Annotated in this window: 11 protein-coding genes; 7 read left to right on the forward strand and 4 right to left on the reverse strand. The window is 42.6% G+C overall.

Annotated features, from left to right (window positions below):
• Positions 1–11: 11 nt before the first annotated feature.
• The gene (locus ACUNWA_RS17950) at positions 12–2069 is read right to left on the reverse strand and encodes a BatA domain-containing protein (protein WP_445593306.1); all 2058 of its coding nucleotides are present in this window, start codon (positions 2067–2069) and stop codon (positions 12–14) included.
• 250 nt (positions 2070–2319) lie between these two features.
• Here ACUNWA_RS17950 and ACUNWA_RS17955 point away from each other — a divergent pair, with 250 nt between their 5' ends.
• On the forward strand, positions 2320–3207 hold the full coding sequence (locus ACUNWA_RS17955; RefSeq protein WP_445593307.1) for a MerR family transcriptional regulator: 888 nt from the start codon (positions 2320–2322) through the stop codon (positions 3205–3207).
• A gap of 285 nt (positions 3208–3492) precedes the next feature.
• The gene (locus tag ACUNWA_RS17960; protein ID WP_445593308.1) at positions 3493–5679 is read left to right on the forward strand and encodes a KamA family radical SAM protein; all 2187 of its coding nucleotides are present in this window, start codon (positions 3493–3495) and stop codon (positions 5677–5679) included.
• A gap of 29 nt (positions 5680–5708) precedes the next feature.
• Here ACUNWA_RS17960 and ACUNWA_RS17965 read toward each other — a convergent pair whose 3' ends face one another.
• A complete protein-coding gene (locus ACUNWA_RS17965) occupies positions 5709–6233 on the reverse strand; it encodes an FMN-binding protein (protein ID WP_445593309.1) in 525 nt (174 codons plus the stop codon).
• Between the two features lie 229 nt (positions 6234–6462).
• On the opposite strand from ACUNWA_RS17965, the gene ACUNWA_RS17970 reads away from it, so the two are divergent.
• The 3 genes from ACUNWA_RS17970 (at position 6463) to ACUNWA_RS17980 (ending at position 11501) form a co-directional block, all read left to right on the forward strand.
• Positions 6463–7533 (forward strand): LacI family DNA-binding transcriptional regulator, encoded by a 1071-nt coding sequence (locus ACUNWA_RS17970; protein WP_445593310.1) that lies wholly within the window; start codon positions 6463–6465, stop codon positions 7531–7533.
• Between the two features lie 173 nt (positions 7534–7706).
• Positions 7707–9653: a glucosamine-6-phosphate deaminase gene (gene nagB, locus ACUNWA_RS17975; RefSeq protein WP_445593311.1), complete on the forward strand. Its 1947-nt coding sequence runs from the start codon at positions 7707–7709 to the stop codon at positions 9651–9653.
• Between the two features lie 204 nt (positions 9654–9857).
• Positions 9858–11501, forward strand: a complete 1644-nt coding sequence (locus ACUNWA_RS17980) for an alkaline phosphatase family protein (RefSeq protein WP_445593312.1) — start codon at positions 9858–9860, stop codon at positions 11499–11501.
• A 13-nt stretch (positions 11502–11514) separates the two neighbouring features.
• On the opposite strand, the gene ACUNWA_RS17985 is transcribed toward ACUNWA_RS17980, so the two are convergent.
• Positions 11515–12126, reverse strand: a complete 612-nt coding sequence (locus ACUNWA_RS17985; protein WP_445593313.1) for a hypothetical protein — start codon at positions 12124–12126, stop codon at positions 11515–11517.
• 129 nt (positions 12127–12255) lie between these two features.
• Here ACUNWA_RS17985 and ACUNWA_RS17990 point away from each other — a divergent pair, with 129 nt between their 5' ends.
• Positions 12256–13455, forward strand: coding sequence for an anaerobic sulfatase maturase (locus ACUNWA_RS17990; RefSeq protein ID WP_445593314.1), 1200 nt, complete (start codon positions 12256–12258; stop codon positions 13453–13455).
• 113 nt (positions 13456–13568) lie between these two features.
• Positions 13569–13979, forward strand: coding sequence for a secondary thiamine-phosphate synthase enzyme YjbQ (locus tag ACUNWA_RS17995; RefSeq protein WP_445593315.1), 411 nt, complete (start codon positions 13569–13571; stop codon positions 13977–13979).
• Positions 13980–14051: 72 nt separating this feature from the next.
• On the opposite strand, the gene ACUNWA_RS18000 is transcribed toward ACUNWA_RS17995, so the two are convergent.
• A complete protein-coding gene (locus ACUNWA_RS18000; RefSeq protein WP_445593316.1) occupies positions 14052–15368 on the reverse strand; it encodes an alpha-L-fucosidase in 1317 nt (438 codons plus the stop codon).
• Between the last annotated feature and the right edge of the window lie 74 nt (positions 15369–15442).

Raw genomic sequence — 15442 nt, forward strand, 5'->3', positions numbered from 1 at the left:
TCAGCTGTCAATTATTTCCAGAATCGGCTAATCATAGTTTCAGCTGCTAGAAACAGCAGTGTTAGCACCAGAAATAATTGCCACAGTTCAAGACCTTCATTTGCTTCTTGAATTGCCGCTTCAAAGTTGGTTGCACTCTCTTCGATTACCTCCACTGATTTTAAATTAGTTGTTTCCAGACCATTGTTAAGTTGTTCATTGGTTAGCGATGGCGATAAGGATTCTTGCCGGTTGAAGTTGAACGCAAGTGTCTGCTCATGAGCATCGCTGAATTTTAGCCGATAAAAGCCAGCTTGCTGGATGATGTTTTGCAGGTCAACACGAACTTGTCCGGCATAGGTGTTTAAAACAGAAAGCTGAACAGGTTTGTCTTTTTTAAATGGCGTGATTGTCAGATTTCTGTGTGAAGTCAATGATTCGTTGTCCGGGATAGCTAAAATCATGTTGCTGCTAATCTCATACTGAATCTTTTGTGGGGCGAAACTGTTGAGTGCAATATTGTACAGGAGGGGCACGAAAATGGCTTGTTGGCTAAAGTCTGTTACGGCTTCATCGAGTGGGAAGCTGAAATTGAGCAGGCCCCCCAAGCCAGCCGGATACTCAGACAAGGCTGCTTGCATGTTGTTAAATCCGATCACCTGTGTTTGCTTGCTCTGGCTCGAGCTGGAAAAACGGTACCAGTTTTTCACCACGGGTAATTGCAAATTTGAATTTTCATGCAGAAAAACGTTTTGCAGCAGCGGATGATTATAGTTGATTGTTTCCATGCGCAAAACCGCCGAATCTTCTTGTTGCATTAGGTCCGTTTCAAGCAGGCGATAAAGGGCATTGTATGAGGTGACGTTGGCTTCACTCCCCGGGAAAATAGCCAGCGATCCGCCGTGCCTGACAAATTGATTTAGCGCGCTGATCAATCCGGAACTCATCTCCGTCAGGTTTATTAAGTAAATGCACTGATAATTTCGGAACCGACTTAGCTGCGTGCGCTTTTCAGTCGTTTTTTCAAAATCGATGTTTTTGTCGTTTTGAAAAAGGGCTTCCAGCTTACTGATGGCCGGATCTTTCTGGCGGTAAATAGCTAAAACCTTATTTTTGCTCTTTACCTCATAGCTAAAGAAAAACTGGTTGTCGTAAACCAAGGGGTAGTCGTCCAGTTCCACCACTCCTCGGTGGGTGCCCGAGCGATTATTTTTATAGCGAAGTTCAATTTGTTGGCTTGCTCCAGGTTCAATGCTCAGGTTATTAATTGATTTTATAGAGTCGTTAATCTTTAAGCGAACCGGCAAATTCTGATAGTTCTGCTGGGATTGGTTTTGGATGCGGACAAAAAGCACCTCTTCCCGGTTTTTTTTGTGTCCGGGAGTTTCAAACCAACAACTGTCGATGAGCAGGTTGTTGCCATTTGTGCTGCTTAAGGGAATAAAAATTGTACGACGACTGGTATCGTTTTCTAATTCAGGAAAATCGGTGGTGTACTCCTGAAAGTCAGTGAGTAAGTAGATGGTTTCTTCCGCTTTTAGGTTTTGCTTTTGAAGGTTGTTGATCAGTAGTTTCTGAGCTTTTGATAGGGGGAGTGACTCCGGACTTTCGCGAATAGCGCCTAACCTGCTAATCAGTTGAGTTTTGTTCAGTAATTGCTGTTGTTCCGGTTGATTTTGGTTGGTGATCAACAGAAAACAGGCGCCTGGCCCATAACTGTTGGCAATGCTTATTGCTTTGGTTTTGGCCAGCTCCAGCAACATGCCGTTTGCTGATTCCTGCTTCATGCTGAATGAATTGTCGACATAAATGGCCACCAACTTTCGCGCAGGTTTACGTTCTTGTTTGTTGGTCGGTACATACGGCTGTGCAAAAACAAAAACTAAGGCTATGATAGCCATAATCCGGCTTACCAGAATAAGCATTTGTTTGAGGTTGTTCTTTTTTTTGGCTTCTTCCTTGATGGATTTCAGGAAATTAACCTGACTAAAATAAACTGTTTTATACCGTTTGAAATGAAGAAAATGAATAAGTATAGGAATACATATTAAGGCAAGTGCCGGTAAAAATTCAGGATAAATAAACTTCATTTCAGACTACTTATGGATTGACGATCAAATTTAGTGGAATTGTTTAATCCCGAAAACTATTTTAGACTTCTGTTTTTCACCAATTTAATCCTATCTTTGTGTTTAGTCTTTTTTAGTGATGGTTAAACAAAAATGCAGAAATCTTGTTAAAAGTATTGGTTTTGCTGTTTGTTTCAAATGGCAATGTAGTAGGATTTTTTAGCTTATTGAAGAGATTGTGTTAACGTTTTGCATTTAAATCAGTTGGTCCATGAATTATTATACGATAAAAGATTTAGAAACGCTTTCAGGTATAAAAGCGCATACTATTCGGATTTGGGAAAAGCGGTATGGTTTACTTGACCCGCAACGTTCGACCACGAATATTAGGTATTACAGCGATAATGAATTGAGAAAATTGTTGAATGTCTCGATGTTGGTGAAGCATGGATACAAGATTTCCAAAGTTTCTATTTTTGAGGATGAGCAGATTCAGCAGGAAGTATTGAAGTTGAATGAGAAGTCGCTTTCTTCGCAGGGAGTTATCGACCAGTTGATCGTTCATATGGTGAATTTTGATTACCGAAAGTTTGAAGGACTGCTGGAGGAAGAAATTGAGAACCTTGGATTTGAAGAGGCCTTCATGACGGTTGTTTTTCCACTGTTTGAAAAAATCGGAATTTATTGGCAAATCGGCTCAATCTTTCCAGCTCAAGAGCATTTCGTTTCCAATATAACCCGGCATTTGTTGATTCGGGCCTGTTCCGAATATACTAACTACGATGCGAAGTCTACCGTTTTGTTTTTTTTGAGAGAAGGAGAGATGCATGAACTAAGTCTCTTGTTTTATCAGTATTTGGCTCTTAAGGCAGGGTATAAAACCATTTACTTGGGGCAGAATGTTCCGTTTGACGATTTGCTGAAACTGGATGGTTTGCAGGATATCGATCGGGTGTTTACCGCTTTTGTGAATGGGGTTGAGCCTGACGAGCTGGAGGACTATCTCCAGCAAATGAACCAGGTTTTTAGGCGGAAAAAAGTCTTTGTTACCGGTGCCCAATTGGTGCAAGTTAAAGGCAAACTCCCGTCCAACTTTAAGGTTGTATCCGATTTGCGGGCCTTTAAAAAGTACTTTGGCTCGCTTGAAAATGGTCACTGAAATGATCTGACCGTGGGAGTGCCGCTTAATTGCTGTTTTTTTTAAGAGCTCCTATCGGTCTTTTATTGGTCTGAGTCCCAATGTCACAATCGGTTCAATATCTTCTTGATTCATTTGTTGTCGTTCTATTTGCTTGATTAAAACCTCTAATTTTCGTAACTTAAAGCATGGCGTTCGTTGTTTTCACTTCATCATCAATTGATGCGACTGTCAAAATTTTATTCTGTTTTCGTTAAAATAATTGTTGTTCGTAGGGAATTTTAGTCAGGTAAAGAGGAGGTTGTGATGTCAATAATTCAGCAATTGGATCAAATCGCGATCAATGTCAAGTCACATCGATTGTTAAAGCGTTTACTGAAAGAAAATCCGACGCTTGAGGAGCTTATGAGAAACTCCCGCAACGAAACGGAAGCATTAATCGGAGTCCGCAACTGGGTGATGGAGGAGCTTCGGCAAAAACCGGAAGCTTATCAGTTTTACCGGCAAAATGGAAAGCATATGTCGGTTGATCAGTTGGATTGGCCCGATTTTGCTGCGATTCGGATTTTGGATTACATTGATTATGCCGGTCATGAATACAAGGATTTGAATTTGCACGGAGAATTGGCTGTCAGTAATCCAATTAAGATGATTTGGCTGGCGGTAAATTTTGGTACCGGAGGGGCTAAACCCTTTTTCTTTGAAGATATGCTGGAGCTTTTTCGTCAGTACCGTGGTGAACAAGAACTCCAAATTCCATCCCGAAATCAGATTGAAGAGTGGATGGAGCGCTTTCCTTCCGGCTTAGATCCACGAATTGTGAAGTTGCGTGAGGAGAACCGCGACCGAATTATACGGGTTATTATTAAGCAGCTGGATGAGGGGATGGTGAAAAGTGACCGGTTTCAATTTACTGCAGATTGGTCTGGTGAACAGAAGTATTTGCAGGTACTGGATTGGTGGGATGACCCTCGTTTTCATTTGAAGTTTGCCGTGCGAACCCCGGAGTTGCTCAATGAGATGTTAGGTAATTCGCTTGATCCCGACACCATGAAAATTCTTTATGATGCTTACCAGGCTGGCATTCCGTTTTTTGTCAATCCCTATTATTTATCTTTACTTCATGTGCGTGTGCCGTATTTTGCTATTGGTGCTGATTTGGCTATTCGCGACTACATTGTGTATTCCAGGCAATTGGTTAACGAGTTTGGGCACATTTCGGCCTGGGAGAAAGAAGATATTGTTCGGCCCGGCGAACCCAATGCGGCAGGCTGGTTGTTACCTTCCTATCATAATGTGCATCGTCGTTACCCAGAGGTGGCCATCTTGATTCCGGATACGGCAGGACGTACCTGTGGCGGATTGTGTACTTCGTGTCAGCGGATGTTCGATTTTCAGAATGGGAACCTCAATTTTGATCTGGAGAAGTTAAAACCCAGTGAAGGATGGAATGAAAAACTGAAACAACTGATGGACTATTTTGAAAATGATTCGCAGTTGCGCGACATTCTGATTACGGGGGGCGATGCGTTGATGAGCTCCGACCAGGCGCTGGAACATCTTTTCGATGCTGTTTACGCGATGGCCAAACGCAAACGTGAAGCCAATAAAAAGCGAAAAGAAGGGGAGAAGTATGCTGAAATTGTCCGGGTGCGGCTGGGAACCCGTTTACCTATTTATTTACCTCAGCGAATTACGCCCAAGCTTGTTGCAATTCTGGCTGATTTCAAACGCCGGGCATCAGAGGTTGGCGTGCAGCAGTTCGTTGTTCAAACGCATTTCGAATCTCCCATGGAAGTTACTCCCGAAGCACGCGGAAGTATTGAGAAACTCTTGTCAGCCGGGTGGACAATTACCAACCAGTTGGTGTTTACAGCAGCCGCTTCACGGCGTGGTCATGCTTCCAAATTGCGGCAGGTATTAAACGATATTGGGGTGCTCTCTTATTATACCTTTACGGTGAAGGGCTATATGGAAAACAACCACAGCTTTGCGGTTAATGCTCGCGCGGTACAAGAGGAAAAGGAGGAGAAAATAGTAGGTCGTATTCCGGAGAAATATTATGATGTCATTCGGAATTTTCCTTTGGAAGCTGAAAATATGTTGCAAAAGATTAATCAGCTGCGGGAAAAGGAAAATCTTCCTTTTTTAGCTTCTGATCGCAATGTGCTGAACCTTCCCGGTGTGGGAAAAAGTATGACTTTCCGGGTGATTGGAATTACACGCTATGGTCGTCGTATTCTCCAGTTTGATTATGATTCTACCCGAAAGCACAGCCCTATAATTCATAAGATGGGGAAAGTGATTATCATCGAATCAAAATCCATCAAAGAATACCTGGATCAGTTGGAAAGCATGGGCGAAGAGGTGAGCGAATACGAAAGTTTATATGGCTACTCCATTGGGGAAACTGAAGGTCGTATTCCTATTTATGAATATCCGGCTTATGATTTTAAACTTACTCCGGAAATGACGAACCTTGAGCTAGGCTGATGGGCATGCTTTTCTATTTTTGTCCCAATTTAATGGTTGGCTCCATTGATAATGGCATAAGCCACCGCCAGCTTAAATCGATAGAGCGAATAGCTGGCGCCGCTCACTGCATCTAGTCCTTCCAGGTTTTGCTTCTCCACCAACGTATTCTCATAAATTGGGTAAGCAATGGCTGGCGTTGTGCCTGAAACGCTCATCTTTCGTCCGTAATTTTTATCGGCTTCTTTGGCATGCCCGTTCTTATGAATTTCATCGTAATCAAGCTGGCATATCTTTCCGTTTTTTACCTCAAACTGGACTACGTGCCGGTAGTCAAAATCATCTGCAGGTGTTTCTCCGTGGTAGGTTCCATCCGGTAAGTCTAGCTCAGATGCAGGCAGACCTGTTTTTTTCATCGTTTTTGTGTACTCCGTTTCCAAGTCGGCAATGGGCGAATGCTCAATAGTGAAATGTAACTTTCCTAGTTGTTCGGTTACCTGCTGTTGCTTACTGTTCTGTGCGGTTGTGCTGGCTATTGCCGAAAGCAAGAGAAGAATGAAAAGACCTTTTTTCATGAGATTCTTTTTGATTGGTTTTAGGAGAAAGACAAGCGACTAGCTTTTTACCCTTAGTCCGGAAATTTCTAAAATAGCTTGAGTTCTATCTTTTTTATGTGCTTGCTTCTCTATCCGGAAGAATGAAATTTCGTACTGAAATGGATAATTGTTTCATTTTGTGTGCGCAAACATTATCTTTATGAAAAGAGAACGGACATTTGAATAATCCTTTGGTTGAGTGTAAAATATGAATGAATACAAAAATATTAGGATCAAAGACATTGCCCAAATGGCGGGGGTTTCTGTAGCAACAGTCGACCGCGTGTTGCATAAGAGAGGTAAGATTTCGGACAAGGCATTTCAAAAAGTGATGGAGGCCTTGGAAAAAACGGCTTATAAGCCCAACTTAATTGCCAGCACCTTGGGAGCGAATAAGAAATATAAAATTGCAGCTTTGGTTCCCAATCCGGCACTCGATGATTACTGGAACCAGTCAGCCTCCGGGATTTTAAATGCCATTACAGAATGGGAACAATACAATGTGCAGATTGAAACATTCTATTTCAACCTGTACGATCGAGCTTCTTTCGTTTCGATGTCGGGAAAAGTACTGGACAGCCAACCGGATGGCATCTTGCTGGCTCCCATTTTTCATAAGGAAGCCAATGATTTTTTTGAAGAACTGAAAGCCAAGGCAATTCCATATGTGCTTTTCAATACCAATATACCGGATGCGAACCCAATTAGCTTTATTGGACAGAATTTGTACCAAAGCGGGCGGGTTGGCGCCGAAATGTTGCTCACTAAATTATCGGAGCCTGGAAATATTGCCGTTCTTCATGTGTATGAGGCGATGCAGAATGGGGTTCATTTAAGTGAAAAGGAAATAGGGTTTCGCGATTTTTTTAGGGAAAATCGCCTGGATGATTTCAACATCTTGAGCTATGAATTTGATAACGCCAATGAGTTGGAGTTTAGCCGCGAACTGATGACTATTATTAGGCGCGACAAGCTGAAAGGTATATTTGTGACGACATCGAAAGGTGCTTATTTAACTGCCTATGTAATTGATCAGGCCGGAATAAAAGATATAGGTCTGGTTGGTTATGATTTACTGAAAAACAACATTCACTATGTGTATGACCGCGTGATTAATTATTTAATTAATCAAAATCCTCGCAAACAGGCATTCGTGGGAGTTAGCTATTTAGTCAACTATCTTTTATTTAGAAAGGTACCCCCTGCCAATGTTTTGTTTCCCTTGGAAGTGATCTCTCGGGAAAATATAAAATCGTACTTGAACTCTGGCTTAAACTAACCGAAAAGAGCTTCCAATAAATTGTGTAATCACTAGAACATTACATCAGGATTATACGTTATGTGTGCGTACACATCTTCAATGATGATGAGCTGTTGTTGGACGATATCCGCAGGTTTGACAGAGAAAATACAACTTCCGCTTATTTCAGCTGATATTAAATAATGAATCCAATGAATAAAACATTTAACTACATCGAGAAGACAGTTGAAAAACTTCCGGTTCAAATAGTAGACAATCCGCAAGAAGGTGCTTTACTTATTGCGAAAAAGATTGCTGAGTTGATTAAGAAAAAGAAAGCCGCTGGCGAAGAGGCAGTGTTGGGGCTGGCAACAGGTTCATCACCGGTAAAGATTTACCGTGAGTTGGTGCGTATGCATAAGGAAGAAGGCTTAAGTTTTAAAAATGTCATCACCTTTAACCTGGATGAGTATTACCCGATGGATAGGGCCAGTGATAAAAGTTATGTGCATTTTATGCATCACCATTTGTTCGATCATATTGATATTAAGCCGGAAAATATTCATATACCCGATGGAACGTTGCCGCTTGAGCAGGTAGGAGATTTCTGTGCTGATTATGAGGCTAAGATTATTGCTTCAGGTGGAGTTGATATTCAGCTGCTTGGAATTGGTCGTTCGGGGCATATTGGCTTTAATGAGCCAGGTGCAACAGCCAATTCAACGACCCGTCTAGTGAAGTTAGACAGTATTACGATTGCGGATGCGGTTAAGGACTTTGGAAACGAGGAATCGGTTCCACACCGCGCCATAACGATGGGAGTGGATACCATCTTGAATGCCCGCGAGATTATTTTAGCGGGTTGGGGAAAGCTGAAGTCTCCGGTTCTGAAAGCGATGATTGAAGGGCCTGTTACCAGCAGTTTGCCTGCATCATTTTTGCAATTGCATTCCAAGGTTTCTGTATATCTGGATGAGCCGGCTACTGCTGAATTTACCCGGACAAAAGCCCCTTGGCTGGTTGGTGTGTGCGAATGGACACCCAAAATGGTAAAAAGGGCGGTTATCTGGTTAAGTCAAAAAGCCGAAAAGCCAATTTTGAAATTGACCGATGATGATTATAAGAAAGAAGGACTTCGTGACCTGTTAGCGCAGTATGGAGGTGCCTATGATTTGAATATTAAAATATTTGGCGAAATCCGTGATACTATTTCCGGATGGCCGGGTGGAAAACCGGGAGCAACTGAAAAAACTCGTCCGGAGCGTCCGGAGCCAGCGGTGAAGCGATCTTTGATTTTTAGTCCGCACCCGGATGATGATGTGATTTCGATGGGCGGAACTTTGCTTCGGTTGGTCGATCAAAAGCATGATGTCCATGTGGCTTATCAAACCTCCGGCAATATTGCTGTGTTTGATGATGATGCCATTCGCTTTTCTCAGTTCACTATTGATTTGCTGGAAAGCCAGGAAGTGGAGAATGAAAAACTAATTCAAGCACACAAAGGACTTATTCAATTTCTGAAGAATAAAAAGCCGGGGGAAATTGATACACCGTTTGTCAAAAAAGTGAAAGGCTTGATTCGTAAAGGGGAAGCAGAGGCTGGCTGTCGTTTTTGCGGGGTGAAGGAGACGAACGTACATTTTCTGAATCTGCCATTTTATGAAACCGGACAGGTGGAGAAAGGCCCGATTGGCGATGTTGATGTTAAGCTGGTGGTCGATTTGTTACGTCAGGTGAAACCACATCAGATTTTTGCCGCTGGCGACTTACAGGATCCACATGGAACGCACGAAGTGTGTTTACAGATTATTTTTAAGGCTATTCGTCAAATTCGAGCTGAAGGCGATACTTGGTTGGATGATTGCTACCTGTGGCTGTACCGCGGGGCATGGCAAGAATGGGATGTGGAGGATATTGAAATGGCAGTTCCCATCAGTCCTGCTGAATTGCTAAGAAAACGAAAAGCGATTTTTAAGCACCAGTCGCAGAAAGATTTTCCGGTATTCCCGGGTGAAGATAAACGCGAATTCTGGCAACGGGCGGAAGATCGAAATCAGGAAACAGCGAAAATCTATGATCAACTAGGATTGGCCGAGTATGAGGCAATTGAGGCTTTTGTGCGCTATCCGTTCGATGACGAAGAGTCATTTTTGAAGTGATAAACAAGAAATGAATTTTTTTCGGTTTCTCGCAAGTCGGAAAATGCTCACATCATGCGGCCGGGCATATACTTCTTCAAGCTGGAAGTGTGTACCTGGCCGCTTTAGTTTGATCCCATTGCGATCTATTTATTTTATAAGATTCGTTTCCTTAGCGTGTTCATTTCTTTTTTATATTTTTGAGTCGCTTAAAAAATCATGACCATGCTGAATCGATTGCAGACACTCCTGTTTATTTCTCTTACATTGTTCGTTACTCCAGCCTTTGCGCAACAAATTCCTTCTCCGTCGGCTGACCAGAGCCGCTTGGTGGTGGTGGTCAATGTGGAACAGATGCGTACTGATTACATCAGCCGTTACTGGAATCAGTTTCAGCAAGGTGGCTTTCGCAGGCTGATGCAGGATGGGGTGGTCTGCACCAATGCTTCGATGGATTTGCATATTCAGAAAACAATGACCGGAGTGCCTACGCTGTTTACTGGTGTTTACCCGGCACGGCATGGTATTGTCAATGATTCGTGGTATGACCGTTTGCGGCAAAAGGAAGTTGATGCGTTGGACGATGATTACTACATTACTGTAGGAAGTGACTCCCGTGAAGGCCAATTGTCTGCTGCCAAGCTTCTTAGTCCAACGATTGGTGATGTGCTGAAACTCAATACAAAGAATGAATCCAAAGTTTTTTCGGTGGCTCTTAATCCCAATAGTGCTGTTTTCTCGGCAGGACACGCGGCAGATGGAGCTTACTGGATGGATGAGCTTACCGGCAACATGATCAGCAGTTCGTACTATGTGGATCAATTCCCGGACTGGGTGCGCCAGTTCAATGATAAAAACTTTGCTGACTTGTATACCGATCGCGATTGGGACTTGTTGCTGCCCATCTCGAGTTATGCTGAAAGTTTGGATGATGACTACCTACTGGAGCCTGGTTACTATGGGAAGTGGAATACTTTTCCTTACAATATCAGTAAGTTAAAAAAGCAGGCTGGGAGTTATAAAGTGTTAAAAACAACGCCTTTTGGTAATGTCATGGTGAAGGATTTTGCTCTGGCTCTTGTTGAGGCCGAACGACTGGGAATGGACAGTACTCCAGACTTGTTGGCAATCAATTTCTCCTCAATGGATTATGAACAGGGGGCTTTTAGTCCGAATTCGGTGGAAATACAGGATTTGTATCTTCGGCTTGATCGGAATATTGAGCATTTGCTGAATTTTTTGGATCAAAAAGTTGGTCGCGATAAGTATTTGCTGGTGCTTAGTTCGGCTTGTTCTTCGAGCTACCCGGTAAATTATTTGAAAGAGGAATTAAATATGCCGGTTGGTTTTGTGGCTCCGGAGAGTATGGTTGCCTTATTGAAATCTTTTCTCAATATCAGTTATGGGCAAGGCGATTGGGTGGAGTTTGTGACCGATCAACAAATCTATTTGAACCACGACTTAATCGATAAGAAAGACTTGCAACTGGGGGATATTCAGTCCAAAGCAGCTTCATTCATTAATCAGTTTGAAGGAGTAAAGCTTGCTTTGCCTGCTATGGATTTTGAGCAAGGCGATTATGTGAAAAGTCAGTTGGCACGCATTGCCAGTTCCTATAATTTTAAACGATCGGGTGATGTTCTTTTTGTATTGGAAGAAGGTTGGCAGCCTGAATTCAAATATAAACGCACCATTTACAATGATAATAGTCGAATTCCGATGATTTGGTTTGGCAAAGGAGTTAAACGGGGATCAACTTTACAAAAGGTCGATGCAGTGGATCTGATGCCAACGCTCCTTCATTTGCTGGGCTACGAAACTCCTTCTCATTGTATCGGTCGGATTGTGGATGAGGTGGTGAACCAATAACGTTTGTTCAGCCTTAGTAGCGTGTTGAATAATAAAATCCGACAGTCAGCGTAAGGGTTTGACGCCTGAGGTCGTACCAGCGGTACTGACTCGGATCAAAATCATCACCTAGTTTGTAAAACCAATCCCACTCCTTGTTGTTAAAGCTTTGGAGTCCAGTCTTTACGACTAGGAAATTGCTCCACTTGATGCGATGCCGATAGCCAATTCCGGCTTCGTAAATGAACCCCTTATCCTGGTCTCTGTGGTTGAATCGAAACCCATAACCAGCTTCGGCATAAACCAGCGGTGTATTGGAGCCTTTGCTTAAATAGCCCTGCCCGTTAATCAGCACTGGAAAAGTAAGCATGTTGGGATCTTCATAATTTAAAAGGCCCGCGGCAAGTCCATAGGAAAAGTGAAAGCTGGAAAACCAATTGGCTGATACTTTAAGTCCATAAGACGTAGGGGATTCGAAATCCGTACTTCTCACGTGGGTTGTGCTAAATCCCGTTCCATGTCCATAAAATCCTTCCACGCCATAGAAGAAACCTTGGTTGCGGATCAGATGTCCCTGTGCAATTGAAGGTTCTGATTGGTATGTTGTTATAAGAATGATTGCCAGAAATTTCATCAGGGTTTTCATCGGGTCGGAATTCTTGAATTTTAGTTATTTTGACTGAAAGATATTAAAATTATTACAGGATTTTGAATAATTTATAGAAGTGTGATTGTTTTTGTAAGTTTGTGACTTTCGATTTTGATAGGACTAGAAATGGCAAAGAAATTTAAACCACTTAATTCAGTTTTAATAAAACCTTCAGGACCTGATTGCAATTTGAATTGCTCGTATTGCTTTTATCTGGAAAAGTCTGAATTATTTTCTCAGAACAAAACACACCGAATGAGCCCTCAGGTGCAGGAAGAAACCATTCGGCAGGTGATGCAACAGTCGGGTGACAGTGTCTCGCTGGCCTGGCAGGGGGGGGAGCCAACCTTAATGGGGCTGGAGTTTTATGAACGGGCAATCGAACTGGAGCAAAAGTATGGGCACGGACAAATGGTTGGCAATGGTTTGCAAACCAACGGTCTGTTGCTGAATCGTGATTGGGCGAAGTTTCTGAAAAAATACGACTGGCTGGTTGGCTTATCGCTTGATGGCCCCCAGTTTATTCACGATCATTATCGGTTTGATGTGGCAGGAAAAGGAACACATCAGCGAGTGGAAGATCGTGCTAAAATGTTGCTCGATGAAGGCGCGTCGGTTAATGCCATGTGCTGTGTTACCAGCCATTCGGTGAAGCATCCGGAGGAGTTGTATAATTATTACAAAGAACAGGGTTTGACGTTCATGCAGTTTATTCCGGTTGTAGAAACCGATAAAGATGATCCAACCAAGGCCGCTGACTTTTCGGTGTCAGCAGAGGATTATGGTCATTTTCTGAATAAGCTTTTTGACTTGTGGCTGGCCGACTTTGAAGATGGGCAGCCTACCACTTCTATTCGGCATTTTGAGTCCGTCTTTTACTCCTATGTTGGGATGGAGGCGCCTGAGTGTACTATGATGAAAGAATGTGGTCCGTATGTGGTGGTTGAGCATAATGGAAATGTTTACAGCTGTGATTTCTTTGTTGAACCCAAATGGAAATTAGGTAATGTGATGCATGATCGGGTCATTAATATGCTGAACTCGAAAAAGCAAACCATTTTTGGAATGGCTAAGGCGCAACTGCCGCGCGAGTGCAAACAGTGTAGCTGGCTTACCAAATGTTACGGTGGTTGTACCAAAGACCGGATAAAAGATCCACGCGATCAGCGCAAACCACGCTTTTGTACCGCGTATAAATTATTCTTCAAACATGCCGATCCAGCACTGTCGGATATGGCTGTACAATGGCAGCAAAACCAACACGATATGCAGCAAAACCAGCAAAGTGGCGGAGTTTACAATGCTTTTGATGATTTTATGAAGTAATTTGAAAAGGTTAAGCAGAATGCTTTTTAGTTGGTCGATATTAACTAAAAAGCATTTTCATTTGAACCTACTTTAGCGAATTATGTTATCAGTCTAGTAGCAAGTTATTCTGTATGATTCAACAAAAAGAAATACGACTACCAAAATTTAGACGAGGTTTTCATCTGATAACCGATTTAATTAGCCAGGAATTGCCCGATTTGCCAAAGGCTGGTTTGCTTCATATTTTGATTAAACATACTTCGGCCGGATTAACCATTAATGAAAATGCAGACCCTTCGGTTCGAACCGATTTTGAGTCCTTCATTAATAAGTTGGTTCCGGAGAATCATCCGGTTTATACCCATACGTATGAAGGAGATGATGATATGCCTGCTCATCTGAAATCGTCCATCTTAGGCGCTGAAATAACCATCCCAATCACCAATGGTAAGCTGAACCTGGGTGCCTGGCAAGGAATTTACCTGGGAGAATACCGCGACTATGGTGCCTCTCGAAAGCTGGTGCTGACAGTCTACAGTTAGATCTTTAGCTGAGGAATAAAAAAAGCTGACCTTCTAAGATCAGCTTTTAAATTGTATCGGAATGCTCCCTTCTTAAATCTCAACTTTGAGGATTGTATCCACTTCTTTTCTTTTCTCCGATGGTAATTGCAGGAGAACTCCTGTTGCTGTTTTTTTGTATTTCACTTTGGTGTCATCGTCAAAAAAACGGATCGATTTAATCTTTTGATTGAAGGACGGAAGTTCTAAAGTTTCTTCTTCCAAATTCATAATATGGACATAGACAGTATTATCTTTTTGTGTTGTGGCTCCCCATTTGCTCGGACTTATTGGTCCTCTGCGTGTTCCGTAGATGGACTCTCCATATTGTTCCAGCCATTCACCCATGACCATTAGCGTATCGATATTTTCAGGTTGAATTTCGCCATTGGGCATCGGGCCGGTATTCAGGAGGAAATTAGCTCCATAACCTGCAGCTTTTACCATGGTTTGAATGAGCTTCTTTGACGATTTGTAGTTGTTGTCTTTGAGGTTGAAACCCCAGCTGCCATTCATCGTTTCGCACATTTCAAGAGGTAATTCGGAGATCGTTCCGGTTTGATTGAAGCCCATTGTGTTCTCTCCTGGCAGGTCGCGTTCAAACATCTGGAAGTCTTCACCTGAATACGGCGATTTATGATGGTTGCTTCCAATTAAGGCTCCGGGTTGCAGTTTGTGAATCAAACCATAGGTTTCCTCCAGGTACCAGTTGGCGTCGGGTTTGTCCCACATGCCATCAAACCAAATACCAGCAACTTCTCCATAGTTGGTCAAGAGTTCGGTTAGCTGAGCGTTCATGTAGTCCAGATAGTCTTTCCAATTGCCGCTATCAGGTCTTCCGGTAAAATCGCCTCCGGTGCGTCCGCGGGGATAATAATCCGGATGGCGCCAGTCGAGTTGTGAATAGTAAAAGAACAACTTAACGCCTTGCTTGTCGCATTCATCTTTTAATTGTTTAAGTACATCCTTTCCGTAGGGGGTTTGGTCTACAATGTTGTAGTCGCTCACTTTCGAGTCGTACATGGCAAAACCATCGTGGTGCTTGCTGGTGATGGTAATGTATTTCATGCCGGCCTTTTTTACCATCGATACCCATTTTGCTGGGTCGAAGCTGGTGGGGTTAAAAAAGGAAGGTAGTTTTTCGTATTGAGCAATTGGAATTTGCTTTTGGTTCATAATCCATTCGGCGACCCCAGTATCACCACCGCCGGCCATTACGGAGTAGACTCCCCAGTGTATGAACAGGCCAAACTTGGCATCTAGAAACCACTCTCTGTTTTCCAGATTCTCGTCAGTGGGCATATAACCTTTTTGTGCATGAGTCATCGTAGACAAAAATACGAGTAATAATACGTAGCTAAGTTTTTTCATTTTTGTTGGTTTAGATTTACTGTGCTGTGTTGTGCTGCTAAATTTACAGGAAAGATTTGAAATAAAAAGAATTA

The organism is Sunxiuqinia sp. sy24, from assembly GCF_052677165.1.

Bases quoted from the DNA above. Each gene is read 5' to 3' on its own strand.
- ACUNWA_RS17990 (WP_445593314.1), top strand. From the start codon at position 12,256: ATGGCAAAGAAATTTAAACCACTTAATTCAGTTTTAATAAAACCTTCA.
- ACUNWA_RS17955 (WP_445593307.1), top strand. From the start codon at position 2,320: ATGAATTATTATACGATAAAAGATTTAGAAACGCTTTCAGGTATAAAA.
- ACUNWA_RS17980 (WP_445593312.1), top strand. From the start codon at position 9,858: ATGCTGAATCGATTGCAGACACTCCTGTTTATTTCTCTTACATTGTTC.
- ACUNWA_RS17995 (WP_445593315.1), top strand. From the start codon at position 13,569: ATGATTCAACAAAAAGAAATACGACTACCAAAATTTAGACGAGGTTTT.
- ACUNWA_RS18000 (WP_445593316.1), bottom strand. From the start codon at position 15,368: ATGAAAAAACTTAGCTACGTATTATTACTCGTATTTTTGTCTACGATG.
- ACUNWA_RS17970 (WP_445593310.1), top strand. From the start codon at position 6,463: ATGAATGAATACAAAAATATTAGGATCAAAGACATTGCCCAAATGGCG.
- nagB (WP_445593311.1), top strand. From the start codon at position 7,707: ATGAATAAAACATTTAACTACATCGAGAAGACAGTTGAAAAACTTCCG.
- ACUNWA_RS17985 (WP_445593313.1), bottom strand. From the start codon at position 12,126: ATGAAAACCCTGATGAAATTTCTGGCAATCATTCTTATAACAACATAC.
- ACUNWA_RS17965 (WP_445593309.1), bottom strand. From the start codon at position 6,233: ATGAAAAAAGGTCTTTTCATTCTTCTCTTGCTTTCGGCAATAGCCAGC.
- ACUNWA_RS17950 (WP_445593306.1), bottom strand. From the start codon at position 2,069: ATGAAGTTTATTTATCCTGAATTTTTACCGGCACTTGCCTTAATATGT.
- ACUNWA_RS17960 (WP_445593308.1), top strand. From the start codon at position 3,493: ATGTCAATAATTCAGCAATTGGATCAAATCGCGATCAATGTCAAGTCA.